The sequence below is a fragment of the Ciceribacter sp. L1K22 genome (genome assembly GCF_017599385.1).
In the GTDB taxonomy this organism is placed as follows: Bacteria; Pseudomonadota; Alphaproteobacteria; order Rhizobiales; family Rhizobiaceae; genus Allorhizobium.
In genome coordinates this window covers 2,134,657-2,160,639 of record NZ_JAGFPK010000001.1, presented here as the reverse complement: position 1 = coordinate 2,160,639, position 25,983 = coordinate 2,134,657, and the positions used below count along the sequence as shown (strand labels likewise).

Annotated in this window: 21 protein-coding genes and 1 pseudogene; 10 read left to right on the top strand and 12 right to left on the bottom strand. The window is 64.8% G+C overall.

Translation table 11 applies throughout. The features are described from left to right. The first annotated feature begins 23 nt into the window (after positions 1 to 23). Positions 24 to 1,991 (top strand): methyl-accepting chemotaxis protein, encoded by a 1,968-nt coding sequence (locus J5J09_RS10805; protein ID WP_208550119.1) that lies wholly within the window; start codon positions 24 to 26, stop codon positions 1,989 to 1,991. 89 nt (positions 1,992 to 2,080) lie between these two features. Here J5J09_RS10805 and kdsA read toward each other — a convergent pair whose 3' ends face one another. The 3 genes from kdsA to J5J09_RS10790 are packed head-to-tail and all read right to left on the bottom strand — an operon-like array spanning position 2,081 to position 4,400. Beyond that, entirely contained in the window at positions 2,081 to 2,926 is an 846-nt protein-coding gene (gene kdsA / locus J5J09_RS10800; protein WP_208550116.1) for a 3-deoxy-8-phosphooctulonate synthase, read from the bottom strand. Next, entirely contained in the window at positions 2,923 to 3,801 is an 879-nt protein-coding gene (locus J5J09_RS10795; RefSeq protein ID WP_208550114.1) for a VOC family protein, read from the bottom strand. Before J5J09_RS10795 ends, kdsA begins: the two co-directional genes overlap by 4 nt. Before the next feature lie 59 nt (positions 3,802 to 3,860). Continuing rightward, positions 3,861 to 4,400 carry a DUF1003 domain-containing protein gene (locus tag J5J09_RS10790; RefSeq protein ID WP_208550112.1) on the bottom strand — a complete coding sequence of 180 codons (540 nt, stop codon included), beginning with the start codon at positions 4,398 to 4,400 and terminating at the stop codon, positions 3,861 to 3,863. Between the two features lie 162 nt (positions 4,401 to 4,562). Between J5J09_RS10790 and lexA the strand changes: the two genes are divergently transcribed. Further along, on the top strand, positions 4,563 to 5,279 hold the full coding sequence (lexA, locus tag J5J09_RS10785; RefSeq protein WP_208550110.1) for a transcriptional repressor LexA: 717 nt from the start codon (positions 4,563 to 4,565) through the stop codon (positions 5,277 to 5,279). On the opposite strand, the gene J5J09_RS10780 is transcribed toward lexA, so the two are convergent. Continuing rightward, entirely contained in the window at positions 5,260 to 7,719 is a 2,460-nt protein-coding gene (locus J5J09_RS10780; RefSeq protein WP_348646442.1) for a ComEC/Rec2 family competence protein, read from the bottom strand. The two genes, lexA and J5J09_RS10780, sit on opposite strands and share 20 nt — an antisense overlap. A 209-nt stretch (positions 7,720 to 7,928) precedes the next feature. Here J5J09_RS10780 and gltA point away from each other — a divergent pair, with 209 nt between their 5' ends. The 6 genes from gltA (at position 7,929) to glp (ending at position 14,942) form a co-directional block, all read left to right on the top strand. Then, positions 7,929 to 9,218 (top strand): citrate synthase, encoded by a 1,290-nt coding sequence (gene gltA, locus J5J09_RS10775; protein ID WP_208550107.1) that lies wholly within the window; start codon positions 7,929 to 7,931, stop codon positions 9,216 to 9,218. A 252-nt stretch (positions 9,219 to 9,470) separates the two neighbouring features. After that, complete coding sequence (locus tag J5J09_RS10770) at positions 9,471 to 11,357, top strand: peptidylprolyl isomerase (protein WP_208550098.1); 1,887 nt, start codon at positions 9,471 to 9,473, stop codon at positions 11,355 to 11,357. Positions 11,358 to 11,385: 28 nt separating this feature from the next. Further along, positions 11,386 to 12,411 (top strand): anthranilate phosphoribosyltransferase, encoded by a 1,026-nt coding sequence (gene trpD, locus J5J09_RS10765; RefSeq protein ID WP_208550096.1) that lies wholly within the window; start codon positions 11,386 to 11,388, stop codon positions 12,409 to 12,411. Then, a complete protein-coding gene (gene trpC, locus J5J09_RS10760) occupies positions 12,408 to 13,223 on the top strand; it encodes an indole-3-glycerol phosphate synthase TrpC (RefSeq protein WP_208550092.1) in 816 nt (271 codons plus the stop codon). Before trpD ends, trpC begins: the two co-directional genes overlap by 4 nt. Then, positions 13,220 to 13,711, top strand: coding sequence for a cyclic pyranopterin monophosphate synthase MoaC (gene moaC, locus J5J09_RS10755; protein WP_208550090.1), 492 nt, complete (start codon positions 13,220 to 13,222; stop codon positions 13,709 to 13,711). Before trpC ends, moaC begins: the two co-directional genes overlap by 4 nt. A 4-nt stretch (positions 13,712 to 13,715) precedes the next feature. Beyond that, the gene (gene glp / locus J5J09_RS10750; protein WP_208550083.1) at positions 13,716 to 14,942 is read left to right on the top strand and encodes a gephyrin-like molybdotransferase Glp; all 1,227 of its coding nucleotides are present in this window, start codon (positions 13,716 to 13,718) and stop codon (positions 14,940 to 14,942) included. Positions 14,943 to 15,015: 73 nt separating this feature from the next. Here glp and J5J09_RS10745 read toward each other — a convergent pair whose 3' ends face one another. From J5J09_RS10745 to J5J09_RS10730, 4 genes and pseudogenes are all read right to left on the bottom strand, one after another. After that, a complete protein-coding gene (locus J5J09_RS10745; protein WP_208550081.1) occupies positions 15,016 to 15,543 on the bottom strand; it encodes a DUF992 domain-containing protein in 528 nt (175 codons plus the stop codon). Positions 15,544 to 15,706: 163 nt separating this feature from the next. Then, positions 15,707 to 16,033 (bottom strand): hypothetical protein, encoded by a 327-nt coding sequence (locus J5J09_RS10740; RefSeq protein WP_208550080.1) that lies wholly within the window; start codon positions 16,031 to 16,033, stop codon positions 15,707 to 15,709. A 773-nt stretch (positions 16,034 to 16,806) separates the two neighbouring features. Further along, positions 16,807 to 17,328 (bottom strand): annotated as a pseudogene (locus tag J5J09_RS23025) (anti-sigma factor); the annotation flags it as partial. A gap of 578 nt (positions 17,329 to 17,906) precedes the next feature. Beyond that, on the bottom strand, positions 17,907 to 18,452 hold the full coding sequence (locus J5J09_RS10730) for a sigma-70 family RNA polymerase sigma factor (RefSeq protein WP_208553534.1): 546 nt from the start codon (positions 18,450 to 18,452) through the stop codon (positions 17,907 to 17,909). A gap of 197 nt (positions 18,453 to 18,649) precedes the next feature. On the opposite strand from J5J09_RS10730, the gene J5J09_RS10725 reads away from it, so the two are divergent. After that, positions 18,650 to 19,438 carry a DUF4394 domain-containing protein gene (locus tag J5J09_RS10725; RefSeq protein WP_208550076.1) on the top strand — a complete coding sequence of 263 codons (789 nt, stop codon included), beginning with the start codon at positions 18,650 to 18,652 and terminating at the stop codon, positions 19,436 to 19,438. A gap of 141 nt (positions 19,439 to 19,579) precedes the next feature. Here the strand turns inward: J5J09_RS10725 and J5J09_RS10720 are convergent, their stop codons facing one another. The 4 genes from J5J09_RS10720 to J5J09_RS10705 form a co-directional block, all read right to left on the bottom strand. Then, positions 19,580 to 21,217, bottom strand: coding sequence for a CTP synthase (locus tag J5J09_RS10720; protein ID WP_348646441.1), 1,638 nt, complete (start codon positions 21,215 to 21,217; stop codon positions 19,580 to 19,582). 135 nt (positions 21,218 to 21,352) lie between these two features. Further along, positions 21,353 to 21,751, bottom strand: a complete 399-nt coding sequence (secG, locus tag J5J09_RS10715) for a preprotein translocase subunit SecG (RefSeq protein ID WP_208550071.1) — start codon at positions 21,749 to 21,751, stop codon at positions 21,353 to 21,355. 94 nt (positions 21,752 to 21,845) lie between these two features. After that, complete coding sequence (gene tpiA, locus J5J09_RS10710) at positions 21,846 to 22,616, bottom strand: triose-phosphate isomerase (protein ID WP_208550069.1); 771 nt, start codon at positions 22,614 to 22,616, stop codon at positions 21,846 to 21,848. Between the two features lie 125 nt (positions 22,617 to 22,741). After that, positions 22,742 to 23,626 (bottom strand): alpha/beta hydrolase, encoded by an 885-nt coding sequence (locus J5J09_RS10705; protein WP_208550065.1) that lies wholly within the window; start codon positions 23,624 to 23,626, stop codon positions 22,742 to 22,744. Between the two features lie 229 nt (positions 23,627 to 23,855). Between J5J09_RS10705 and parE the strand changes: the two genes are divergently transcribed. Beyond that, entirely contained in the window at positions 23,856 to 25,931 is a 2,076-nt protein-coding gene (gene parE / locus J5J09_RS10700) for a DNA topoisomerase IV subunit B (protein ID WP_208550063.1), read from the top strand. The last annotated feature ends 52 nt before the right edge of the window (positions 25,932 to 25,983 follow it).

Genomic DNA, 25,983 nt, shown 5'->3' with positions numbered 1-25,983 from the left:
TTCTAATCGTTCGTGGGGAACACATGAAACTCAACATTGCGCGCAGCCTGACGCTGTTCGGCGCGGTGGTTTGCCTTGGCATGATTACATCCATCGGCATACAGACCTACGCGTTCATGAAACTGAAGGTCAACGGCAACTCCTACCAGCAAATTGTCTACGGTAAGGACCTCGTCGCCGACATTCTTCCGCCGCCGCTCTACGTCGTTGAATCCTATTCGCTGGCACTGGAGGCTGCGGAGCATCCGGAACTCGCGCAACAGAATTTCAAGCGCATCGAAGAGGTGCTGAAACCGGCCTACGACGACCGGCGCGCCTATTGGAGCAACACGGACCTTGCGCCGCATCTCAAGCAGAAGCTGCTGACGGACATCGTCAACACCGGCGACATCTTCTGGACGGTGCTCACCGAAGAGATCAAGCCGGCGCTGATGGGCGGCAACGATGCAGGTCCTGCCTTTGACGACCTGCATAAAGCCTTCCACGACCATGACAAGGTGGTCAACGAGCTCGTCGCAATGGCGGTCCAGTTCCAGACGGAGTCGGAAGCGACGGCGGCGGAGCAGACAGCGTTCTTCACAAGCCTTTCGATGGGGGCCGCGGCGCTTTCCGTCGCCATCCTGTTCGGCGGCCTTTACTGGATGCGTCGTCGCGCGGTCGTGCCATTGAGCCAGATGCGCGACTACATGACGGATCTGGCCGGCGGCGATTACACCAAGCCGGTGCCTTATGAAGGCCGCGCCGATGAAATCGGCGAGATGGCGCACGCCGTCACGGTGTTCCGCGAAGCCTCTCTCGATCGCCAGATGAATCGCAAGCGGCAGGAAGAGGAACGCTCGCGCCAGCTCGACCAGGAACGCCGGCAGATCGAGGAAAAGGCGGCCGAGGATGCCGAGCGCGCCAGGGTGATCGCAGAGCTTTCCGGGGGGCTGGAAAAGCTCGCCAAGGGCGATCTCACTTTCCGCATGACGACGCCCTTCGCTGCTGCTTACGAGAAACTGCGCGGCGAGTTCAACGCCAGCGTGGAAACGCTTGCGGGAACGCTCGGCGAAATCTCGACCGCAACCTCCACCGTCCGCAACGGCTCGGCCGAGATCGCCACCAGCACAGACGACCTCGCCAAGCGCACCGAGACACAGGCGGCATCGCTGGAACAGGCGGCCGCCGCCCTCGACGAGATTACAGCGACCGTGAAGAATGCCTCGGACCGCGCCCGGCAGGCCAGCGACATGATGGGCAGGACCAAGGAGAGCGCCGCGCGCTCGGCTGCCGTCGTCGGCGATGCCGTTTCGGCGATGGGCAAGATCGAGGACTCCTCCTCCAAGATCGGCCAGATCATCGGCGTCATCGACGAGATCGCCTTCCAGACCAACCTGCTCGCGCTCAACGCCGGCGTCGAGGCCGCGCGTGCAGGTGAAGCGGGCAAGGGTTTTGCAGTCGTCGCCCAGGAGGTCCGCGAATTGGCCGGGCGTTCGGCCAATGCGGCGAAGGAAATCAAGGAACTGGTCGAAACGTCGTCCAGCCAGGTGGCCGCCGGCGTTTCGCTCGTCAGCCGCACCGGCGATGCGCTTGCCGAGATCGACGGGCAAGTGAAGGAAGTGAACGGCCTGATCGAGTTTATCGTCCAGTCCTCTTCCGAGCAGTCCTCGGCGCTCAACGAAGTGAACGCCGCGATCAACCAGATGGACCAGCTGACCCAGCAGAACGCGGCGATGGTCGAGGAAACCAATGCGTCCTGCCGCGAGCTGTCCGATGAGGCCGTGCACCTGAACTCGCTGCTGACACGCTTCCAGCTCGATGGCAGGCTGGTCGGCGGCGCCGGTTCGGCACGGTCGGCTGCCGTCAACGCGCCGCCGGTGAAAATCCATCAGGCCGGACCGGCAACGGCACCGGTCGTCTCTCCGGCCCGGGCGCTCGGACAGAAGCTCGCAGGCGCGCTCGGCACGGGCGGCGCAGGTTCGGCCGCCACAGCCAACTGGGAAGAGTTCTGAGACGCAGGTTTTCGAGTATCCAGAACGAAAGAGGCGCCGGTTTCACACCGGCGCCTCTTTCGTTTCGGTTCAAGACTTTAGGCTGATCGTTAGCCCTTCGAGACGGCGTCGAAGGCCAGCAGCTTTTCGAGAAGCCGCGGCATGTCCTTCAGGTGCACCATGTTCGGGCCGTCGGAAGGCGCATTGTCCGGGTCTTCATGGGTTTCGATGAAGAGGCCGGCGACGCCGACCGCAACTGCTGCCCGCGCCAGCGTCTCGACGAATTCGCGCTGACCGCCCGAGGAGCCCCCCTGCCCGCCCGGCTGCTGTACCGAGTGCGTCGCGTCGAAGACAACGGGCGCACCCATCGCAGCCATGATCGGTAGCGAGCGCATGTCGGAGACGAGCGTGTTGTAGCCGAACGAGGCACCGCGCTCGCACAGCAGCACGTTCGGATTGCCGCTCTGGGTGAACTTGTTCAGGACGTTCTTCATGTCCCAGGGGGCGAGGAACTGGCCCTTCTTGACATTGATCGCACGGCCCGTCTTGGCGGCCGCGACCAGAAGATCGGTCTGGCGGCAGAGGAAGGCCGGGATCTGCAGGATATCGACGGTCGGCGCCACAAGCGCGCACTGTTCCTCGGTGTGGATGTCGGTGAGGACCGGGAAGCCGTATTCCTTCTTCAGGTCGGCGAAGATTTCCATGGCCTTGTCGAGACCGATACCGCGCTTGCCGGAAATCGAGGTGCGGTTCGCCTTGTCGTAGGATGACTTGTAGACGAGGCCGATGCCGAGCTTTTCGCAGAGTTCCTTCATCGTGCCGGCGATCATGAAGGCATGGTCGCGACTTTCCATCTGGCACGGACCGGCGATCAGCGAGAAGCGCGCCGTATTGGAAAAGGAAACCTTGACGGCACCTTCGCCGACGGTGACGACGGAATTTGTCTCAATGCTCATGCCTGTTCCTCGAAAATATAGGTTACGCCCTGACCCGGCGCCGCATGGACGGAAAGCCTGTTGCCCCGGCGCTCGAAGGCAACCCCATTAGCAACAAGCCCGCGCTCTGTCACGCCAAGATCACCGCAAGCGAAAACAACCGCCCGCCCCCGCAGTCCGCGTTCCGCTCCAGCCGCGTTCAGACCATAATGGGCAAGCGCACCGACCGGTGTCATGACTTCGACCCTCGTTCCGCCGGCCAGGAGGTCGATCCCGAAGGAATTGGCGCCGATCTCGCGGCTGTCGAACGCCGCCTCGAACAGATACTGGAAGTCGGACGGGTTTTCCTCGACCACCACCACGCTCCTGATGCCGGTCGCGCCGTTCTGATGGACCGTCAGGCTGCCGCGATCGGCGGGCAGAGGATCGATGCGCTCGCAATTGAACAGGAAGAAATCCGGCGCACGCAGGTCGGCGGCGAAGGTCAGGCGGAAACTCGCGCGGCTCTCGCTGCCGTCCGGCATCCGCACCGGCCGCGAGAACTCGAGGATGGCGCCGGCCGAAAGCCCTGCTTCCCGATACCGGACATCGTCATCAACTGCATCGTTCGTTGTGATGGCAATACCGGAAAGGCCCTCGCCGCAGCGAAAGCGAAAAGCCTGGTCGCGGGCAACGAAGACATTTCCAGCCTTCGCGGCGGCTTCGCATTCCTCCCGGCTCGCGACGCCGAGCGGCTCCAGATAGGTGCCGTCCGCGAAGAAGACGCAGGCGTTCTCCGTACCGAACGGATGGCGCGCGTCGGCGGCGACGGTAAAGCCGAGCGCGGCGTGTCTCGCCCGCGCCGCCTCGATCGAGACGACGGGCAGAACCAGATGGTCGATCGCGCGTGCCGTCATGCCTGTTTCCTTTCCATTCCTGTCCGCTCGCCCGGAACGAGCCTCATATCGCACCCGCCCTACCGTGTTTCGAGCCGCTCCGAAAGCTTCCTCACCTCCTCCATCAGAAGATCGATCTGTTTCCTGGCGTCGCGCAGTTCGACGAGCACCTCGATATCGATCTTGTCGTGCAGCGCCAGCACCTCGATCTCGGCCTTCAGATTGATCTCGTAGTCGCGCGCCGCCATGAAGCGGTCGCGCTCGGCCTGACGGTTCTGGCTCATCATGATGATCGGCGCCTGGATCGCCGCCACCATCGAGAGCAGCAGGTTCAGAAAGATGAACGGATAGGGGTCCGGCGCGTCCTTCGTCAGGAAAATCGTGTTCGCCAGCGCCCAGATCACCAGAAAAGCGATGAAGGCGAAGATGAAGCTCCAGGAGCCGCCGACCCTGGCAATACCGTCCGCGAGCCTTTGGCCCAGCGTCGCCGTCGCTAGAAAATCCTCATGGGCATCGGCGGACACGATCCGGCGCTCCCGTGCCTTCTTCAAAACACGCCGTTCGACGGCGCTCAACTGCTCCGCCGTCTTGCCCAGCAGCTTCTGACCGATCTCGACCATCCGATATCCTTCCTTGCGCGGGATGACGCCGCCTCATCAGAAAGCCGTTCCGGAGGCAGTCAACAATGGAATTTCATCACTGTTCACGGAAATTTAGGCACTTGCGGAACACATATGGAACATATAGTGTCCGTTCTGTATTTGTTTCACCGGGATTCGCCGATGCTGACGCGCAAACAACAGGAACTTCTGCTCTTTATTCACGAGCGAATGAAGGAGTCCGGCGTGCCGCCGTCCTTCGACGAGATGAAGGATGCGCTGGATCTTGCGTCCAAGTCGGGCATTCACCGTCTGATCACGGCGCTCGAGGAGCGTGGCTTCATCCGCCGCCTGCCCAACCGGGCCCGGGCGCTGGAGGTCATCAAGCTTCCGGAAGCCTATTCGCCGCCGCAGGCCCGTCGGGGCTTCGAGCCGGCGGTGATCGAGGGCAGCCTCGGCAAGAAGCCGGCGGTCCCGGCCGCGCCCGCCAAGGAGCCGGTCGCCGACAACGGCAACTCGATCTCGGTACCGGTCATGGGCCGCATCGCAGCCGGCGTGCCGATCTCGGCGATCCAGAACAACACGCACGATATCTCGGTGCCTGCCGATATGATCGGCGGCGGCGAGCACTATGCGCTGGAGGTCAAGGGCGATTCGATGATCGAGGCCGGCATTCTCGACGGCGATACGGTCATCATCCGCAACGGCACGACCGCCAATCCCGGCGACATCATCGTGGCGCTGGTCGATGACGAGGAAGCGACGCTCAAGCGCTTCCGGCGCCGCGGTGCCTCGATTGCACTCGAAGCGGCCAATCCGGCCTACGAGACACGCATCTTCCCGCCTGACAGGGTCAAGATCCAGGGCAGGCTCGTCGGCCTCATTCGCCGCTACCACTGATCCTCGCGATCACTTCGTCGACCGGCGTCGTGACGTAATCGTCGCCACGCCAGTCGTATCGTCTGTGCATGTGCCAGGGACGCGGCGATACGGAGATGGCCGAACGGATCCGAAGTCCCTTTTGACCCTCGGGCCAGACTTCCAGCGATCCGGTGAGGCGCAGGTCATCGGCGGAAATCAGTCGCGCGCCCGAGCGACAGGTGCGGAACGGCAGGCGCCTCGGTGTTACCACGAGATCGGCGCGGTCGCAGGCAAGGCCGACGAGAGATGTTTCCTCCACAGTTGCGACAACAAGCTGCGGCGTCAATCGCGTCAGGCAGAAGATCCGGCCGAGGCAGGTAAACCGGTCCGGGGGAATGTTGGCGGCGATGCTGTCCATGGCCGCGCGTGTCCGGTCGATCAGATCCTGCGGTACCGCGCCGCCGGCCGCTCTCGCCTCCCGAAAAGCGTCCGCCAGCGCCGCTGCGTCCTGTTCCGACGGCTTCAGATGCGTATGCCGCTGGAGCGCCTCCTGCCATTGCGAAAAGACGAAGTCGGGCGGACGAGCACGGTTGGTGGCGATGCCGCCCTCGCCCGTCAGCCCGACCAGCCCGCCATCCTCGGAGACCAGAAGGGCGCCGGCCGGCGGACGCGGGAGGACGACCACGGCGGCAAGCGTCGCGAGAATGATCACCGAGCCGGCGTGACGCAGCCAGGTCCGCATCAGGGTCAGAACGACGAAGCCGGCGGTGAAGCATGGCAGGAACCACGCCGGCAGCCGCTCGATGCCGCCATCGCCACCCCAGGAGGCCACCTCCCTGGCGAGCGCTATGGTGATCTCCAGACCGAAGCCCAGGAGTTTCAAGGGGATGTAGTCGAGCCCGAAAGGCATCAGGATCATCGCAATCAGCGCCATCGGCATCACGAGGAAAGAGACCACAGGCATGGCGGCGAGATTGGCCGGCAGGCTGTAGACGCCGAGCCTGTGGAAATGATCGACCGCGAAGGCCGCCGTCGACAGGCCGCCGATGATCGAGCTTAAAAGAATGCCGCCGAACAGCGCCGCGAGATAACGAAGCGGCGCTGGCAGCAGGCCTTCGGGAAGAAAGCCGTCATCGCGGCGGCGGTTTCGCCACGCCGCATACCCGGCGATCAGCGCCGCGGTTGCGGCAAACGACATCTGGAAGCTTGGCCCGACCACCTCGGACGGCTCGATCACGACGATGACGAGTGCCGCGACGGCGAGATTGCGAAGGCTGATCGCCGGACGGTCGATCAGGACGGCGACCAGCATCACCGCCATCATCACATAGGCGCGCACCGCCGAGACCTGACCTCCGGAAATCAACAGATAGGCGGTGGCCGCCAACAGGGCGCCGAACGCCGCAACCTTCTTCACGGGGATCGCATGGGCTAGGCCGACAGAGAGGCTGAGCAACAGGCGCATGCCGACGAAGAACAGTCCTGCGGCAAGCGCCATATGCAGTCCCGAAATCGAAATGACGTGGGCGAGACCGGAAATCCTGAGCGCCTCGACCGTCGCCTCCGACATGCCGCGCCGTTCCCCGGTGATGATCGCCGCCGCGAATGCGCCCGCATCGCCACTGATCACCGACCGGATACGGTCGGTCGCCGTCGTTCGAACCGCCTGCAGCAGGCGGCCCGCCGTCACGGCGAAACTCTCGTCGTCGGCGCTGGCAGCCAGAGCGTCATCTACATCGGTCGGCCTCTGCGGTGCACCGAGCACGTAGCCCACGGCACCGACACCCCTGAAATAGGCCTGGAAGGCAAAGTCATTGCCGCCCGGCAGCGCAGGCCCCGAGGGCGGAGAGAGACGGACGCGCCCGGTCATCGCGTCGCCGACGGCGAAAGGGTCATGGGTAGCGCGCGTCACCAGCGTGACCATCACAGGGGGACGCTTGAGCGTCGGTTCGCTGGTTTCGGTGACGGTCACCAGATAGCGCCAGTCGCCGGCCGGACCCACTTCGCGCGCCTCGACCCTCCCGGAGAGAAAGGTAGTGACCGGCGTGTCGAGCAGCACGGTGGACGCACGCCGTGTCTGCCATTCCGCCAGCAGCATGCCGCAGAGGAGAAGGAAGACCACGATCGGTGCGACAGCGGCGTTCCCGCGGCGGAGAGCGGCCGCGAAGAAAACGCTGGCGACGCCGGCCGTCACCCACGCTGGCGGCGGTGTCGCGACCGAAAACCAGATCGCCGCGCCGGCGCCGAGCAGGACCGGCACGAACAGGAAAAGGTGCCTGTGGGCGGCTTCCATCTCCCAGGCGCGGGCCACATCCTCCCGGTCCGGGGCACGAAGCCGGAGCCGCTCGGCAGCTTTCAAGGAAGGCGGCGCGGAAGGCCAGGCATCGGCCGCGACCGTCGCCTCCCCGCGTTCCTTTCGCCCGGTTGTCCCGTCCACCTCAAACGCCCTCGCGAGCCGCCGCCGGAGATGTGCGCTCACCGGCCGCTCGACCTACGGTAGCAGCTTGAAAGGTTTGCGAAAAGCGGCAAGGAGGCGTGCAGCAGACGCATTGCCCCCGTGCATTTCGCGATGCACAATTTGCCCTAAGGCTAACTTGGCATTCATCTTCGTATCATATAGCTACAGTCAAACGCTTAACTGGTGGGCCCGTCCCGGACGGCGTCCCCTGACACTGTCGGAGGAAAAGCATGACGGAAAAAAGCGCTGAACTGAAACTGGACGGCAAGTCGGTCCCGTTCACTGTCAAGGCGGGCACGATCGGCCCCGACGTCATCGATATCGGCGCGCTCTACAAGCACACGGGCGCCTTTACCTACGATCCGGGCTTCACCTCCACGGCCTCGTGCGAATCCAAGATCACCTATATCGATGGCGACGAGGGCGTGCTGCTGCACCGCGGCTATCCGATCGAACAGCTCGCCGACAAGGGCGATTTCCTCGAAGTCTGCTACCTGCTGCTCTATGGCGAACTGCCTACGGCTGCGCAGAAGAAGGACTTCGACTACCGCGTCACGCACCATACCATGGTGCACGAACAGATGAGCCGCTTCTTTACCGGCTATCGCCGCGACGCCCATCCGATGGCCGTCATGGTCGGCACGGTCGGGGCGCTGTCGGCGTTCTACCACGACTCGACCGACATCACCGATCCGCACCAGCGCATGGTCGCGTCGCTGCGAATGATCGCGAAAATGCCGACGATCGCCGCAATGGCCTACAAGTACCATATCGGCCAGCCCTTCGTTTACCCCAAGAACGATCTCGACTACGCCGCCAACTTCCTGCGCATGTGCTTTGCCGTTCCTTGCGAGGAATATCAGGTGAACCCGGTTCTGGCCCGCGCCATGGACCGCATCTTCATCCTGCATGCCGACCACGAGCAGAATGCCTCGACGTCGACCGTCCGTCTCGCGGGGTCGTCGGGCGCCAATCCGTTTGCCTGCATCGCGGCCGGCATCGCCTGCCTCTGGGGTCCAGCTCACGGCGGCGCCAATGAAGCGGCGCTCAACATGCTGCAGGAAATCGGCACGGTCGACCGCATTCCGGAATATATCGCCCGCGCCAAGGACAAGAACGATCCGTTCCGCCTGATGGGCTTCGGCCACCGGGTCTACAAGAACTACGATCCGCGCGCCAAGATCATGCAGAAGACCATGTACGAGGTTCTGGAAGCCACCGGCCACGGCGACGACCCGCTGATGCAGGTTGCGCTGGAGCTCGAAAAGATCGCGCTCAACGACAGCTACTTCATCGAGAAGAAGCTCTACCCGAACGTGGACTTCTACTCGGGTATCACGCTGCGCGCACTCGGCTTCCCGACCACGATGTTCACCGTTCTCTTCGCGCTCGCCCGCACCGTCGGCTGGATCGCCCAGTGGAACGAGATGATCGAGGACCCGCAGCAGCGCATCGGACGTCCGCGTCAGCTCTACACGGGTTCGCCGAAGCGCGACTACCTGCCCGTCTCCAAGCGCTGAGACGGTAGCATCTGAATCCTCGGCAAAACCCGGCCTTCGTGCCGGGTTTTGTCATTGCCGGCTACGGAAAAAGAACTTGCCGTCCGGGAGCGCCAGCCGCTTTGACCGCGCCTGCGCCGCAAGCATCGCGCCACCGTGTCGGCGACCGTTGGCCTTTTCCCCAAACATGCCTTCATTTCCCGGAAAGTTTGCTTTAAGGAACGTCCACTGCTTCGGTCGTTTTCGAGGCAAAGACAAGAGGTTTGCGTCCCGATGCTCGATTCACTCAGAAACGCCGCCCGTACCTGGGTCGCCAAGTTGCTCCTGCTCCTGCTCGTCGTCTCGTTCGGCATCTGGGGCGTGTCGAGCTCGATCATCGCCGATACCTCGAATTCGGTCATCACCGTCGGCAACCAGTCGGTTTCCGCGTCGGAATTCCGGCTGGCCTACCAGCGCCGGCTCGCCGAACTCAGCCGCCAGTTCGGCACGCAGCTGACAACGGAACAGGCCCGCGCGCTCGGCGTCGTCAACCAGGTCTACGCGCAGCTGTCGGCCGGCGCGGCGCTCGACGAGCTGGCGGACGAGATGAATCTCGGCCTTTCGGAAGATCGTCTGGCGCAGCTGATCGCTGACGATCCGGCCTTCACCGGCGCCGGCGGCCAGTTCGACCGGCAGGTGTTTACCGCACGTCTGCGCAATGCCGGCCTGCAGGAGGACGACTATATTCTCGAACGGTCCAACGTCGCGATCCGCAGCCAGATCGTTGAGGCGACGGCCGATGGCTTCAAGGCGCCCCAGGTTCTCATCGACGCGCTGCGCGCCTATCGCAACGAGACACGTGACGTCGACTATCTTCTTCTGACCAAGGCCAATCTCGACCCGGTCGCCCCGCCCGCGGAGGATGTGCTCGCCACCTGGTTCGACACGGTCAAGGCCCGCTACAATGCACCGGAATATCGCCGCTTCGCTTATGTGAAGCTCGAACCCTCCGATATCGCCGAACCCGCCGCAATCACCGACGAACAGATCCGCGAGGATTACGAGCGCCGGAAGGCGAGCTACGAGATCCCTGGTACGCGCACGATCGAGCAGTTGACGTTCGAGAACCGCGACATGGCGAACGCCGCGGCCGAGGAGCTTTCGCGTGGCACCTCGTTCGACCAGTTGGTGGCCGATCAGGGCCGCACGGCGACGGATGTGCTGCTTGGCGACTTCACACGCGCGTCGATTCCCGATCCCGCTCTTGCGGACGCAGCCTTCGCTGTCGCCCAAAACGGCGGAACGACCCCCGTCATCGACGGCGCTTTCGGACCGGTGATCCTGCGCATCAGCAATATCAAGCCCGATACCACCCGCACCTTTGACGAGGTGAAGGAAGAAATCCGTAACGAGTTGGCGCAGGCCGCCGCCGTCGAGGACATTCTCACTGTCCATGACCGCTTTGAGGACATCCGGGGATCGGGCGCGACGCTAGCGGATGCAGCCAAGGAACTGAACCTGCAACTTGTTGAGGTTCCACTCGTCGACAACACCGGCCGCGACACCTCGGAAAAGGATGTCGATCTGCCGGGCGGCGCCGAGCTGCTGAAGGACGTCTTCCAAACGGATGTCGGCGTCGAGGCCCTGCCGCTGAACATCGGCCGTGACGGCTATCTTTGGTTCGAGGTTGCCGACATCGTTCCTTCGCGTGAACGCAAGCTGGAGGAGGTCCGCGAAAAGGCGCTGGCCGACTGGACCGCTGAACAGCAGCGCGTTGCGCTCGGCGCCAAGGCAGAAGCTTTGCGCGAGCGGCTGGAGAAAGGCGAGACGATTGCGGACCTCGCCACGGAACTTTCGATCGCCGTGGAGACGAAGACGGGGCTCAAGCGCTCCGACAACGACGCGGTACTCGGCTCGGCCGGCATCGCGGCTGCCTTCAGTGGCCCGGTTGGCACTGCCGACAGCGCGCCGGGCGCCGATCCGGATACGCAGATCGTGCTCAAGGTGACCAATGTACAGTCCGGCGCCGGCGGGGACGTTCTCGCCGCCGATGACAGTCAGGTCGAGGCGATCGCCAATGCTGCCGGCGACGACATCCTGGACCAGATGGTGAACCAGCTTCAGAGCGATTATGGTGTGCGCATCAACCAGACCCTCGCCGACCAGGCGATGGTCCAGTGACGGCACGGGGCAACGGGAGGGATCGCGCATGACCGGCCTGAAACCCTATATCGCCCGGATCGCTGCCCGCCAGCCACTAGACCGGCGCGAGGCCAGCGAAGCCTTCGAGATCATTATGTCGGGAGAAGCAAGCCCGGCGCAGATCGGCGGCTTCCTGATGGCGCTTCGTGTGCGTGGCGAGACCGTCGACGAGATCGCCGGCGCCGTCAGTGTCATGCGGGCTAAGATGCTGCCTGTATCGGCGCCGGAGAACGCCGTCGATATCGTCGGCACGGGCGGCGATGGGACCGGCACCTACAATATCTCAACGCTCGCTTCGCTGATCACCGCCGGCGCCGGCGTTCCGGTCGCCAAGCACGGCAATCGCGCGCTGTCCTCGAAATCGGGTGCCGCCGACAGCCTCTCGGCGCTGGGTGTGAAGCTCGACATCGAGCCGGAGGCGATCGCCGCCTGCATCCGTGAAGCCGGGATCGGCTTCATGTTCGCGCAGATGCATCATTCGGCGATGCGCCATGTCGGTCCGGCCCGCGTCGAACTCGGGACCCGGACGATCTTCAACCTGCTCGGTCCGCTCTCCAATCCGGCCGGCGTCAGGCGCCAGCTTCTCGGCGTCTACGCGCCGGAATGGGTGCTGCCGCTCGCCGAAGCGCTGCACGACCTCGGCTCGACCACCGCCTGGGTCGTGCATGGCAGCGGCCTCGACGAGATCACCACCACGGGCCCGACGAAGGTCGCGGCGCTGGAGAATGGCGAGATCCGCGAGTTCGAACTACTGCCTGAGGATTTCGGCGTGCCGACCGTCGAACTCGAAGCGCTGAAGGGCGGCGACGGCATCGCCAACGCGGCGGCGCTGCGCGAGGTTCTCTCCGGCGCCCGCAATGCCTACCGCGACATCTCCCTCTGCAACGCGGCCGTCGCGCTGATGGTCGCCGGCAAGGCGAAGACGATCGAGGAGGGCATGACGCTGGCTTCCGAATCGCTTGAAAGCGGCGCTGCCTCGGCGGCGCTCGACACGCTCGTCGCCGTGTCCAACCGTGCGGAGCAGCCGGCATGACCGATATCCTCAGGAAGATCGAAGCCTACAAGCGCGAAGAGATCGCGGCCGCCAAAGCGAAGGTGTCTCTCGAGGAGCTGAAGCGCCGCGCCGCCGACCAGGAGGCACCGCGCGGTTTCCTGAAGGCACTCCGGGCAAAGCAGGCAGCCGGTCAATTCGGCCTGATCGCCGAAATCAAGAAGGCGAGCCCGTCCAAGGGCCTTATCCGCCCGGATTTCGATCCGCCGGCGCTTGCCAGTGCCTACGACGCGGGCGGTGCCGCATGCCTTTCGGTACTGACCGACACGCCGAGCTTCCAGGGCGCGCCGGAATTCCTGACGGCGGCTCGCAATGCCTGCTCTTTGCCGGCTTTGCGCAAGGACTTCATGTTCGACACCTATCAGGTGTTCGAGGCCCGGGCCTGGGGTGCGGACTGCATCCTGCTGATCATGGCTTCTCTTTCCGATGCCGAAGCGCGAGAGCTGGAACAGTGCGCCTTCGACCTCGACATGGACGTGCTGGTGGAAGTGCATGACGAAGAGGAGATGGAGCGGGCGCTGACACTTTCCTCTCCGCTGATCGGTATCAACAACCGCAACCTGCGCACCTTCGAGGTGAGCCTTTCGACGAGCGAACGTCTTGCCACCATGGTGCCGGACGACCGGCTGCTGGTCGGCGAAAGCGGCATCTTCACCCATGACGACTGCGTGCGGCTCAAGGCCTCCGGTATCTCCACCTTCCTCGTCGGCGAGAGCCTGATGCGCAAGGACGACGTGACCGCCGCGACGAAGACGCTTCTGACCGGCGACGCCGCGACGATGGCGGCCGAATGAGCAACGACACCCGCCTCACCCATATCTCCGAATCCGGCGAGGCCCATATGGTCGATGTCGGCGCCAAGGGCGAGACGGTGCGTGTCGCGGTTGCTGAAGGCCATATCCGCATGCGGCCGGAGACGCTGGCGCTGATCCGGGCCGGCGATGCCAAGAAGGGCGACGTGATCGGCACCGCGCGGCTGGCCGGCATCATGGCGGCCAAGAAGACATCGGACCTCATCCCGCTCTGCCATCCCCTGCTTCTGACCAAGGTATCGGTCGACATCGAGGACGATGCCGCCCTGCCGGGTCTCAAGGTCACCGCGACGGTCAAGCTCACCGGCAAGACCGGCGTCGAGATGGAGGCGCTGACGGCGGTTTCGGTCGCCTGCCTGACGATCTACGACATGGCCAAGGCCGCCGACAAGGCGATGGAAATAGGCGGCATCCGGCTGGTGGAGAAGACCGGGGGCAAGTCCGGCGACTACCGCCGCGCGGAGGATTGAACCCATGACGCTTCTGCCGGTCGAGGATGCTCAGGCCCGGCTGCTGACGCGGGCCACTCCGATCACCCGGACCGAGACGGTCGGGCTGATGGAGGCCGACGGGCGCAGACTCGCCGCCGACGTTACCGCCAGGCTCACCCAACCACCCTTCGATGCCTCCGCGATGGATGGCTACGCGCTGCGGGCCGAGGACGCGCCCGCGGTTGGATCGGAATTCACCGTGATGGGCGAATCGGCGGCCGGCCACGCTTTCGAAGGCTCCGTCGGTCCGGGAGAGGCGGTGCGCATCTTCACCGGCGCGCCGGTTCCGGCCGGTGCGACCTCCGTGTTGTTGCAGGAAGATGCGGAGGTGCTTTCGGGCAACCGCATCCGCACGACATTTGCCGTCCAGCCCGGCCGTCATATCCGGCCGCGCGGGCAGGATTTCGCCGAAGGCGAGGTCGTGCTCGCAAAGGATTGCCGTCTCGATTTCGCTTGCCTGACGCTCGCCGCCGCGGCCAATCATGCGACGCTCGATGTCTACCGCCGGCCGCTGGTGGCGCTGCTCGCCACCGGCGACGAACTGGTGCGGCCTGGCGAGATGCCGGGTCCGTCGCAGATCATTGGCTCGAACACGTTCGGGATCGCCGCCCTTGCCCGCGAGGCCGGGGCCGACGTGCTCGATCTTGGCATCGTGCCGGATCAGGTTCCGGCGATCGCGGCGGCCGTTGAAAAGGCACGAACCGCCGGCGCCGATGTGCTGGTGACACTCGGCGGCGCCTCGGTCGGCGACCATGATCTGGTGCAGAAGACGCTCGTCGATTGCGGCATGGTGCTGGATTTCTGGAAGATCGCCATGCGCCCCGGCAAGCCGCTGATGGTCGGGAGCCTGGGCGACATGCACGTGCTCGGCCTGCCCGGCAATCCGGTGTCGAGCATGGTCTGCGGGCTTCTGTTTCTCGAACCGCTGCTACTGACGCTTTCGGGCCGATCGCCCCTGTCGCGCGAACGGATGGCGGTGAGCGAGACGGCCATGCCCGCCAACGACCAGCGGCAGGACTATGTTCGCGGGACACTCCGTCGCGATGCCGACGGCCGCCTGCTCGCCCGCAGCCACGGCAAGCAGGATTCGTCGATGATGAAGATGTTCGCCAAGTCCGAATGCCTGATCATCCGTCCGCCCCATGCCCCAGCGCTGGAAGCGGGAAGCCCCTGCCCGGTTCTTTTGCTGCGCGAGCCGGATGTGGCCTGACGCCCGTCGCTACGGTCCGACAGAAAAGCCCGGCATCGCTGCCGGGCCTTTGCTTTTTGGGTGAGGCTGACGATCAGCCTGCCGGCGTCAGGGTCATCGACGTGCCTGTTGCCGCAACGTTGAGGCCGAGCTGGCCGGTGACGCTGACGGTCTGCAGGTGGATCGAGCCCGAGGTGCCGCCGATCAGGATGTTGGCACCGATACCCGCTCCGACCGTCGCTTCTGCCGTTGCGCCCTGGTAGAGGCCGGCGAGGGAACCATGGTGATAACCGGCGGTCGGCGCGAAGACCGCCCAGACCAGCTTCGAGCGCGTGGTGAAGCCGAGATCAACGCCCATCTTGCGGATAGCACCGGTATAGGTGTCAAGCGGTTCCGATCCCATGGCCGAAGAGAAGGTGCAGGTTGCTTCCTTGGCCGAGCCGAGAACGTAGCCGACGCCACCGCCGATATCGCAGGTGAGATAACCGATGCGCACGCCGCCGGTCTTGCCGCTCTCGTAGGCCGGAACCGGCTCCGGGGCACGATAGACGGCGTCCGCCGCCATGGCCGCACTCGCCGTGACCATCGATGCGGACAATGCCGCTGCAAGGGTCTTTTTCATCCCTGTACTCCTTTTTCAATTCGTTGGCTGCCCGCCAGCGCGAGGCGAACGCCCCGCCGGCAGTCATGTTCAACGCTCGTGGCAAAAGAATGATCCAAAGACGGCGTCAACGAAATGTCACAGGCCGAAACATTGGCGTCAGATGTCCGTCGCGCCGCCGACGTCAGGGCGCCGGCGGCGACAGTTCGAAGGAAACGCCTTCCCGGCTGCAACGCCGAACCTCACGCGGCAGGCCCGGAAGATCCTCGTCCCTGTCTCCGGCGACCCGTTCGTGCACGGTGGTCCCGAAATTCGTGCGGTCGACCATCACGGTGTTGCACTCGAAGCCGTCGTCCGGCACCTCGGCCGTCTTTTGAGGCAACGGTTCCGTGCTCATCGCTTCGTCTCTGCCGGCCGATCCCCAGTCGATCGCCGGCAGTTCCTGAGAATGGGCCGCGCCGGTCGTCAGCAGGGCGGTCAGGAGAGCGGGCAAAATCGTTGTCGGGCGCATCTCTCCTCCATCGAAAGGTCGGCATAGCCAGTGTAACACCGGCTGGAGGGCCATCCAAGGGTGCATTCGGCCGGGGACCGTTCCATCCATCTACCGTCGCTCGCCGGCGTGCCCTGCAGGATTCTTCGAGGCCCTCGCGTTCGCGAGGGCGCCTCAGGATGAGGGGCAAGTCTCGACATTTCCTTTCGCGCCATGTCGTCCATCATCTTCAATCCCATTCTCCATCTACTCCAATCCCAAGCTCAGAAAACCGCGCACCCCAAAACCCCGCAGAGGCTCTCCCCCTCCGGTTCGGCATCACCTGTAATGTCTTCCCCGTCACTCGAAACACAGGGGAAGCGGACGGGGTACCGGGGGCACCTCGTTAGTTTAGTATAGTGGTACCTTCCGGTACCCCGTTCGGCGGTTTTTATCCGCGACTTCGGCCTCTCTGGAGGAGCGTCGGGTTTCCGGTGGAGGATAAACCCCACCCCGTCAACCCGAGGATGACCCGAGGATCCAAAGCCAAGCCCGCGAGACGCACCAACAGGGGCCAAAGCAAAAGAGGGGTTTGGTGAGGGGTGTGCCACGGGAACTGCGCCCCTCTCCAGGAAAATCTGAAGTTTAGGCGGCTTGTGCTCATTTCAAGTCTTCAATTCTCCGTTCTCCCCCGCATGGGAGCGTTAGGCGGCACCGTCAGCGGCCAGCCTCGTGCTTCGAGGCGCCGTCGGCGCACCAGCATGAGGCTGGAGGGAGTTGGTGCCGCCGTGTGGCTGACGGTTTCCCCTCGCTCGTCACAACGGCTCCCGTGCAAACCCCTTGGCGAGGATCGGGCCGGTGGGGCGGCCGGTGGGGGAGCCGCCGAAGGGTTCGAGGGTGAGTTCGTAGAGTTGGTTGTCGCGCGGGGCCGGCAGTGGCGGGCCGTCGAGGCTTGCGGAGCGGGCGCCGGCGAGGAGGCCAAGCGAGACTGGACCCACGTCCTTGGACGGTAGGGTCCAGACCTCGATGGTCTTGTCGGCGGGAACAGCGAAGTCGGCGAGAAGGCGCACCCTGGCGTTCTCGTTGCCGAAATCCTCGACAACGGCCTGAACCGCACCCTTCTCGTCGAGCAGCACGGCGATCACCACTGGGTCCACCGTGCGCAGCAGGCTGAAGGCAAGACCGACGGCGAGAACAAGCGTGGCGGCGAGCGAGGCGAGCGCCGTGATACGCCAAGGGGCAGCGCGGTTGTCGTTGGCAGGCGTGGCTGTTCCGGGCGGTATCGGACCAAGTGCAGTGTTGTTCTCGTCATATCCGGACTGCGCGGCCGCAGCGGCCACCGGGCCCTCGCCGGAGGAGCGGATAGTACCGTCGGACAACGGGCCGCCGGACTGCGGGTCGCCAACATCGCCTCGACGATTACGCTCGGTCGTGGCGCGAGCCGCCGGACTTTCGCCTGACAGAGACTGCGCCGTATCCGTCTGGACGCTTTCGTTTGCGGCCGTGACCGGCCCGGTCGGTGCTCCACGCGACGGCACGGATCCCGGCTTCGACGCGGGGCCGGATGCTAGGCGACCTGCCGCGGCAGAGTCCATTCCGGGGGCGGTCGCGGTCGCGGCGGACGGGTCCGTGGGCGAGGTGGCCGACGGCGGCGTTGTGGCAAGTGTGGATAATCCGGCCTCGATGCGCTGCCAGAGCCCCTCGCCCGCCTCGACCGGCTCGATGCCGGTGTCGAGGGGCAGGAAGCGGTCGCGGCTTTCGGCGACGGCGGCGCGCATCGCCGGGTCGCGGTCGATCGCGCGTTCGACCTCTTCCTTGCGCGCAGCATCGAGAAGGCCGAGCACGTATTCGTCGGCGAGTGCGCGGATGTCGTCCCTATCGTTGCCGCCGGGCGGCGTTGTGGGGGAGCCGTTTGTCATGCCATGCACTCCCGGAGCGCGGTCAGCCCCCGGCGAATCCACGACTTGGCTGTGCCGAGCGGGATGCGCAGGCGGCCGGCGATCTCGCCGTGGGTATAGCCTCCGACATAAGCCATCAGGATGCCGCGACGGCGCGTCTCGTCGAGGGCGCCGAGGCAGTCGCGCAGGCGGGCATCGCGGTCGAGGCGGTGCCAGGCAGCCATGATCTCGTCGGAGCGTTCTGCCTCCTGAATGGCCTCCACCTCGTCGACGGTGAACTCGCGCCTGCCGTCGCGCAGGAGATTGAGGGCTCGGTTCCTTACGATGGCGTAGATCCAGCCGCGCGCGGAGCCACGGTCCGGCGCGTATTGATGGGAATGGGTCCAGATGCGCAGGAAGGCGTCCTGCACGGCTTCCTCGGCGAGATCGCGGCGGCGCAGGATGCGCTCGGCGACGGCGACAAGCTTGCCGCCCTCGCTGTCGAAGATCCGCCTGAGGGCAGTCTTGTCACCGCTGGCGCATCCGGCGATCGCGTCCGCCAGAGGGTCCACCGTGGTCGTCATGGAATTCACGCGCATCTCCGTTGTCGCGAGGGCGCAAACACCCTCGAAGGCTATACGCGCGCAACAGGGCTTTCGGATGCATGGACGAAAAATTTTCACCACGGCTGCATCCAAACGGTGCCGCCGCCGTGTCTTCAGTTACGGAAGCCCGGGCAAAGGCCTGCTTCCGACTGGATGAACAAATCGGGAGATATCACATGAAAACCATTCGTTTCGCCCTGATCGCCGGCACCGCGCTTGGCCTTTCCGCCCTCGCCGCCTCGGCCGCCCCGGTTCTCGGGCTAACGGACGACAAGACGCTCGTCATGTTCGACACCGACAAGCCGGAGGTCAGCAAGACCATGGAGGTCACCGGCGTCGACAAGCTCGTCGGCATCGACTTCCGTCCGGGCAACAAGACGGTCGTCGGCGTAACGCCGGAGCATGCGATCGTCACCATCGACCTGGAGACGGGTGCCGCGACGGAAGTCGCCAAGATGGACACGATGCTGCCGATGACGGACGCGCCTGTTGTCGTCGACTTCAACCCGATGGCTGACCGCCTTCGCTTCATGACCGGCACCACCAACCACCGCGTCCATCCGGATACCGGTGCCGTCACCGTCGACGGCAGCCTCGCCTTCGAGGACGGCGACATGCACAAGGGCGAGACACCCAATATCGTGGCGGCGGCCTATATCAACTCGATCGGCAAGCCGGAAGCGACCGCGATGTACAATATCGACGCCACGATCGGCGCGCTGATCCAGCAGACCAAGCCGAACGACGGCACGCTGAAGGCGATCGGCAAGCTCGGCATCGAGGGCCCGCAGGCAAGCTATGCCTTCGACATCCAGGGCATGGAAGGCGGCGCCAACACGGCCTATCTGGTCGCCGACCGGACGCTCTATTCGGTGAACCTGGAAACGGGTGCCGCGACCAAGGTTGGCGACGTGACGGGTGTCGACAGCGCGGTGCGGGATATTACGGTGCTGCCGGCGATGTGAGGCGAAGGCTCCCAAGCGGCGTCATCCTCGGGCTTTACATCGAGCCCGAGGATGACGGCCGCATAGGTTGCGGCGGCTGAAAAAGAAAAACCCGGCAGTTTTGCCGGGTTTTTTCGTGACTTTCTCGCAGCAGGCCGACAGTCAGACCAGGCGGCTCTGTTCCTTGGCGGCTTCGATGAAGCTTGCGAACAGCGGGTGCGGGTCGAGCGGGCGGGACTTCAGTTCCGGATGGTACTGGACGCCGATGAACCACGGGTGGTCGGGGTATTCCACCGTTTCGGGCAGCAGGCCGTCGGGCGACATGCCGGAGAAGACCAGACCGCAGCCTTCGAGCTTTTCCTTGTAGTCGACGTTGACCTCGTAGCGGTGGCGATGACGCTCGGAGATGTCGGTCGAGCGGTAGATCTCGGCGATCTTGGTGCCCGACTTCAGCGAGGCACGGTAGGCGCCGAGGCGCATGGTGCCGCCGAGGTCGCCGGCGGAGGAGCGCTTCTCGAGTTCGTTGCCCTTCATCCATTCGGTCATCAGACCGACGACCGGTTCCTCGGTCTTGCCGAATTCGGTGGACGAGGCCTTGTCGATGCCGGCGAGATGACGGGCGGCTTCGACGACCGCCATCTGCATGCCGAAGCAGATGCCGAAATAGGGAACCTTGCGCTCGCGGGCGAACTGGGCGGCCAGGATCTTGCCTTCCGAGCCGCGCTCGCCGAAGCCGCCGGGCACGAGGATGCCGTCGACCTTTTCAAGCCACGGCGACGGGTCTTCCTTCTCGAAGATTTCCGACTCGATCCATTCGAGCTTGACCTTGACGCGATTGGCGATGCCGCCGTGCTGGAGCGCCTCGATCAGCGACTTGTAGGCGTCCTTCAGGCCGGTGTACTTGCCGACGATGGCGATGGTCACCTCGCCTTCCGGCGTGCGGATGCGCTCGCAGACGTCTTCCCAGGCTTCCAGACGCGGCTTCGGGGCCGGCTCGATGCCGAAGGCGGCGAGCACCTCGTTGTCGAGGCCTTCCTTGTGGTAGGCCATCGGCACGTCGTAGATGTTGGCGACGTCAAGCGCCTGGATGACGGCGCTTTCGCGGACGTTGCAGAACAGCGACAGCTTGCGGCGCTCGGCCTGCGGGATCTCGCGGTCGGCCCGTACGAGAAGAATGTCGGGATGAATGCCGAGCGCCTGCAGTTCCTTGACGGAGTGCTGGGTCGGCTTTGTCTTCAATTCGCCGGCGGCCGGGATATAGGGCATCAGGGTCAGGTGGACGTAGACGGCGGTGCCGCGCGGCAGGTCGTTGCCGAGCTGGCGGATCGCCTCCATGAAGGGCATGGCCTCGATGTCGCCGACGGTGCCGCCGATCTCGCAGATGACGAAATCATAGTCCTCGTTGCCCTCGACCACGAAATCCTTGATCTCGTTGGTGACGTGCGGGATGACCTGGACGGTGGCGCCGAGATAGTCACCGCGGCGTTCCTTGTCGATGATGTTCTTGTAGATGCGGCCGGTGGTGATGTTGTCGGTCTTGGTGGCCGAGCGCCCGGTGAAGCGCTCGTAGTGGCCGAGGTCGAGGTCGGTTTCCGCGCCGTCGTCGGTGACGAAGACCTCGCCGTGCTGCGTCGGGCTCATGGTGCCCGGATCGACGTTGAGATAAGGGTCAAGCTTGCGGAGACGAACGCGATAGCCGCGTGCCTGCAACAATGCCCCGAGTGCCGCGGCCGCGATGCCCTTGCCAAGAGAGGAAACCACGCCGCCTGTGATGAATACATATCGCGCCATGGGAGTCACCGGATACCTTCTAGAAACTGATTCCGCCAGCCCAAAAGAGCACTGTCCCGACTTTTTTGTCGGCGCGGCGGAATGTGGACAAAAGAAAACCGGCGGACTTTTGAGGGTCCGCCGGAGGATGTCATGCCTGACCGATCAGTTGCCGGTCGGGACGGCGTTCGGGTCGGCCGGGGCCGGGGCCGGGGCAGCAGGTGCTGCCGGGGCCGCGGGCGTTTCGCCGGTGGCCGGAGCCGGTGCGGAGCCGCCGAGCTGGTCGAGAACGTTGCCGCCGGTCTGGCCGGCCGGGATACGGTCGAGGATGTCGGTCGGGCTCGACTGGTAGCGGGCGAGAATGCCAAGCCCGAGCGAGGTGATGAAGAACAGCGTCGCCAGGATCGCGGTCGTGCGGGTCAGCGCATTGGCGGTGCCGCGCGCCGACATGAAGCCGGAGCCGCCGCCGATGCCGAGGCCACCGCCTTCGGAGCGCTGGATCAGCACGACGCCGACCAGCGCCAGCACGATCATGAGGTGAACGACGATCAGAACGGTCTGCATGGAATATCCATCCTGCCCTTGCGGGCCATGCGAATTCGTGTTGGCCGGCTCCTTACATCAGCCGTCCGCGCAAGGAAAGCCCCTTGGACGCTTTTCAGCCGAGCAGGCTCTCGTAGACGCCGTATATGGCGAGGAAGTCGGCCGCCTTCAAGCTGGCGCCACCGATCAGCGCGCCGTCGACATTGGCGACCGCCATCAGCTCCTTCGCATTGCCCGGCTTGACCGAGCCGCCATAGAGGATGCGCATCTTGCCACCCTCGGCGCCGAAGCGCTTCACCAGTTCCTCGCGCAGGAAGGCGTGGGCCTCGGCGACGTCGGCGGCCGTCGGCGTCAGGCCGGTGCCGATCGCCCATACGGGTTCGTAGGCGATCACCGTGCGGGCCGCGACAGCGCTATCAGGGACGGAACCGGAGAGCTGGCGCTTCAGGATATCGAGCGTCTGGCCGGCCTTGCGCTCCTCGGCCGTCTCGCCGATGCAGATGATGGCGGTCAGATCGGCGGCAAACGCCGCTTCGGCCTTGGCGCGGACCAGGTGATCGGTCTCGGCGTGATCGGTGCGGCGTTCGGAATGGCCGACGATGACATGGGTCCCGAAGCAGTCGGCGACCATCTCGGCGGAAATGTCACCGGTGTGGGCGCCGGACGGGTTCTGGTGGCAATCCTGGGCGCCGATCGCAAGCGGGCTGTCCTCGCAGAGCGCTGTCGCAACATAGAGCAGCGTCGCCGGCGGGCAGATCAGCGCCTCGACCTTGTTCGACAGGTCGCCCTTGACGCCGTCGGCCATGGCCTTCAGCTCGGGCAGCGCCTCGCGCGTGCCGTTCATCTTCCAGTTTCCCGCGACCAGCGGGCGAACGTCTGGCGTCATGATCTCTTCTCATCCCTCTATAACATCGCGTCGACCTAGCAAAACCTGACCCTAAAGGAAAGGTTCCGGGGGCCGAAACGACCGAGGAATCAGCGCTTATGGTGAAAATTGGCCGGTTTGGCGGGTCATTTCACCGTGAAAAGCCAGTTCAGCGCGCCGCGCCAGTCGGTCATGCGCACCGGCGTGCCATGCGAACCGGTGGCAAAGAGCGTGAAGCGGGTCGGATAGCTGGCCTTCTTCAGGCGGTCGTAAAGGGCGATCTGATCGGTGGCGGCGTAGACGCTGTCGGCGGAACCGTGGCTGAAATAGAGCGGCAGTTTCGCTTTGGCAAAGGCGCTTTTCGGGAAGTCGGGATCGGTGGCGCCGCCCATGATCATCATGCCGGCGAGATCGGCGACGGCGGCGGTTTCGCGGGCGATGCCCCAGCAGATGAAACTGCCCATGGAGGCGCAGGCGAGGATGACGGGGCGTCCGGGCGAGACAGCCCGGGCATGGGCGACGAGGCCGGCCACCGCCGTGACGCCGGCGGCATCGAAGGACGGCACACTCGGGGCGTAGTAGACGCCGCCATTGTCGATGGCGAGGTTCTTCAGCCGGTTGAAATTGCCGCCAAAGGAGAAGTCGTTCGACCCGAGACGACGGTCCCCGCCCCTGCCGTGAATGAAGATGACGGTGAAGGCGGCACCTTCGGCGCGACCGACGCGGGTGACGGGCAGCGGACCGGTCGCGAGGTTCAGTGTTTCGTTCGCCTGCTGTTTCTTCACGCCAAGGGAGACGTATTTCGCCTTGGCGCGGCGTTCGGGGATCTGGTCGCGGCCGTTGATGTCGCGCCGTTCCTGGTAGTCGATCACCTCGAAATCGCCGCCGTCGCGGGTTTCGAGCACCGCCTGTCCGGAAAACAGGTCGTCCTTGAAGGGTTTCAGCGGGCCGTCGGGCGCGGCGGAAACCGGCGTTGAAAGGCCCAGAAGGACCGTCGCCAGCGTTGCGATGCGGAAATGACCTGTGGACATCCTCGTCCCTTCCTGTACTGCGAGGGCATTGCGGTCTTGCCACGGGCGCCCGGGAAACGCAAAGATTCGCCACGAAATACCGCGATTGCCGGACATCCGGGCGTATCGCGGTCGCGACCCATCCGCCTTTCTGGCAAGATCCAGCCGATTCGCGATCCAAGGGACCCAATGCGGCGATCGTGTGCGCTCCGTCAAAGCCGCACCGCGCCGCCCGAGAACAAGAGACGACATGGACGACAACAACGATCTCTTCTCCGCCGTGCCGGCACCTGCAAAGCCGGACCCCGCCCCCGAGCCCCGGCCGCAGCCGGCCGCCCCGGTTGCGCAGGCGGCCCCTGCCCCGCGTCCGGTTCCGGCGGCACCCGCGACCTCGTCGGGCGACGATTACGGCGCATCCTCCATCCGGGTTCTGGAAGGGCTCGAGCCGGTGCGCATGCGGCCCGGCATGTATATCGGCGGCACCGACGAAAAGGCGCTGCACCATCTGTTCGCGGAAGTCATCGACAACTCGATGGACGAGGCGGTCGCCGGACACGCCAACTTCATCGAGGTGCATCTCGACACCCAGGGGTTCCTGACGGTGACCGACAACGGCCGCGGCATACCGGTGGAACTGCATCCGCAGGTGCCGGGCAAGTCGACGCTCGAAGTGATCATGACCAAGCTGCATGCCGGCGGCAAGTTCGACGGCAAGGCCTACGAGACCTCGGGCGGCCTGCACGGGGTCGGCGTGTCCGTCGTCAACGCGCTGTCGGACTATCTCGAGGTCGAGGTGGCACGCAATCGCAAGCTCTACCGGCAGATCTTCTCGCGCGGCGTGCCGCAGGGCGGACTGGAAGAACTTGGCGACGTGCATAACCGGCGCGGCACGCGTGTGCGCTTCCATCCCGACCCGCAGATCTTCGGCGACGCGGCGAAGTTCGATCCGGGCCGCATCTTCCGCATGGCGCGGTCGAAGGCCTATCTGTTCGGCGGCGTCGAAATTCGCTGGTCGTGCGATCCCGGCATGGTGCCGGAGGGCGGCGAAATCCCGGAGAAGGCGGTCTTCCACTTCCCCGGAGGCCTCAAGGATTATCTGGCGGCGACGCTCGGCAAGGAGTTCACCGTCACGCGCGAGATTTTCGCGGGCAAGACGGAAAAGACCGGCGGCCACGGTGCGCTCGAATGGGCGATCACCTGGTATGGCGGCGATCCGGCGATCCATTCCTATTGCAACACCATCCCGACGCCCGAAGGCGGCACGCACGAAAGCGGCTTGCGCATCGCGCTCACCAAGGGATTGAAGAACTATGCGGAACTGACGCAGAACAAGCGGGCGCAGCAGATCACCACCGACGACGTGATGATCTCGGCGGTGGGTATGCTTTCAGTCTTCATCCGCGAGCCGGAATTCGTCGGCCAGACCAAGGACAAGCTCGCGACCGTCGAGGCCCAGCGCATCGTCGAAAACGCGCTGCGCGATCCGTTCGACCATTATCTCGCCGACAATCCGAACGAGGCGGCGAAGCTGCTCGACTGGGTGATCGAGCGGGCCGAAGAGCGGCTGCGCCGGCGCAAGGAAAAGGAAGTCAACCGCAAGACGGCGGTGCGCAAGCTGCGCCTGCCCGGCAAGCTCGCCGACTGCGCGCAGAACACGGCGGAGGGTGCCGAGCTCTTCATCGTCGAGGGCGACTCGGCCGGTGGCTCGGCCAAGCAGGCGCGGAACCGCGCCAACCAGGCGATCCTGCCGCTGCGCGGCAAGATCCTCAACGTCGGTAGCGCCAGCCGCGAGAAGCTGATGGCCAACCAGCAGATCGCCGACCTGATCCAGGCGCTCGGCTGCGGCACGCGGACGAAATATCGTGAGGAAGATCTGCGCTACGAACGCATCATCGTCATGACCGATGCCGACGTCGACGGCGCCCACATCGCCTCGCTGCTGATCACCTTCTTCTACCAGGAAATGCCGGAGCTGATCCGGGGCAACCACCTCTATCTGGCGGTGCCGCCGCTCTACGTCATCCGTCAGGGCGCGAAGACCGTCTATGCGCGGGACGACGCGCACCGGGCGGAACTGATGGAGACGGTGTTCAAGGGCAAGAAGGTCGAAGTCGGCCGGTTCAAGGGCCTCGGCGAGATGATGCCGGCGCAGCTCAAGGAAACGACGATGGACCCGGCCAAGCGGACGCTTTTGAAGGTCGAGATCGACGATGTCGATTTCGAGGGCACCCGGGATGCCGTCGACGCGCTGATGGGCACCAAGCCCGAGGCCCGCTTCCGGTTCATCCAGGACCGCGCGGCCTTCGCGGACAACCTCGACATCTGAGGAATTGCGGCCCGGCACACTTTGCACATGACTGTTCGCTTCGTGCAAATAC

Coding starts and splice junctions, on each gene's coding strand:
- J5J09_RS10730 (WP_208553534.1), bottom strand. CDS start 18,452: ATGACGACCACGGTGGACCCTCTGGCGGACGCGATCGCCGGATGCGCC.
- J5J09_RS10795 (WP_208550114.1), bottom strand. CDS start 3,801: ATGACGGCACGCGCGATCGACCATCTGGTTCTGCCCGTCGTCTCGATC.
- tpiA (WP_208550069.1), bottom strand. CDS start 22,616: ATGACGCCAGACGTTCGCCCGCTGGTCGCGGGAAACTGGAAGATGAAC.
- J5J09_RS10805 (WP_208550119.1), top strand. CDS start 24: ATGAAACTCAACATTGCGCGCAGCCTGACGCTGTTCGGCGCGGTGGTT.
- J5J09_RS10725 (WP_208550076.1), top strand. CDS start 18,650: ATGAAAACCATTCGTTTCGCCCTGATCGCCGGCACCGCGCTTGGCCTT.
- trpD (WP_208550096.1), top strand. CDS start 11,386: ATGACCGGCCTGAAACCCTATATCGCCCGGATCGCTGCCCGCCAGCCA.
- glp (WP_208550083.1), top strand. CDS start 13,716: ATGACGCTTCTGCCGGTCGAGGATGCTCAGGCCCGGCTGCTGACGCGG.
- J5J09_RS10740 (WP_208550080.1), bottom strand. CDS start 16,033: ATGCGCCCGACAACGATTTTGCCCGCTCTCCTGACCGCCCTGCTGACG.
- lexA (WP_208550110.1), top strand. CDS start 4,563: ATGCTGACGCGCAAACAACAGGAACTTCTGCTCTTTATTCACGAGCGA.
- secG (WP_208550071.1), bottom strand. CDS start 21,751: ATGCAGACCGTTCTGATCGTCGTTCACCTCATGATCGTGCTGGCGCTG.
- J5J09_RS10705 (WP_208550065.1), bottom strand. CDS start 23,626: ATGTCCACAGGTCATTTCCGCATCGCAACGCTGGCGACGGTCCTTCTG.
- parE (WP_208550063.1), top strand. CDS start 23,856: ATGGACGACAACAACGATCTCTTCTCCGCCGTGCCGGCACCTGCAAAG.
- trpC (WP_208550092.1), top strand. CDS start 12,408: ATGACCGATATCCTCAGGAAGATCGAAGCCTACAAGCGCGAAGAGATC.
- kdsA (WP_208550116.1), bottom strand. CDS start 2,926: ATGAGCATTGAGACAAATTCCGTCGTCACCGTCGGCGAAGGTGCCGTC.
- moaC (WP_208550090.1), top strand. CDS start 13,220: ATGAGCAACGACACCCGCCTCACCCATATCTCCGAATCCGGCGAGGCC.
- J5J09_RS10790 (WP_208550112.1), bottom strand. CDS start 4,400: ATGGTCGAGATCGGTCAGAAGCTGCTGGGCAAGACGGCGGAGCAGTTG.
- J5J09_RS10770 (WP_208550098.1), top strand. CDS start 9,471: ATGCTCGATTCACTCAGAAACGCCGCCCGTACCTGGGTCGCCAAGTTG.
- J5J09_RS10745 (WP_208550081.1), bottom strand. CDS start 15,543: ATGAAAAAGACCCTTGCAGCGGCATTGTCCGCATCGATGGTCACGGCG.
- gltA (WP_208550107.1), top strand. CDS start 7,929: ATGACGGAAAAAAGCGCTGAACTGAAACTGGACGGCAAGTCGGTCCCG.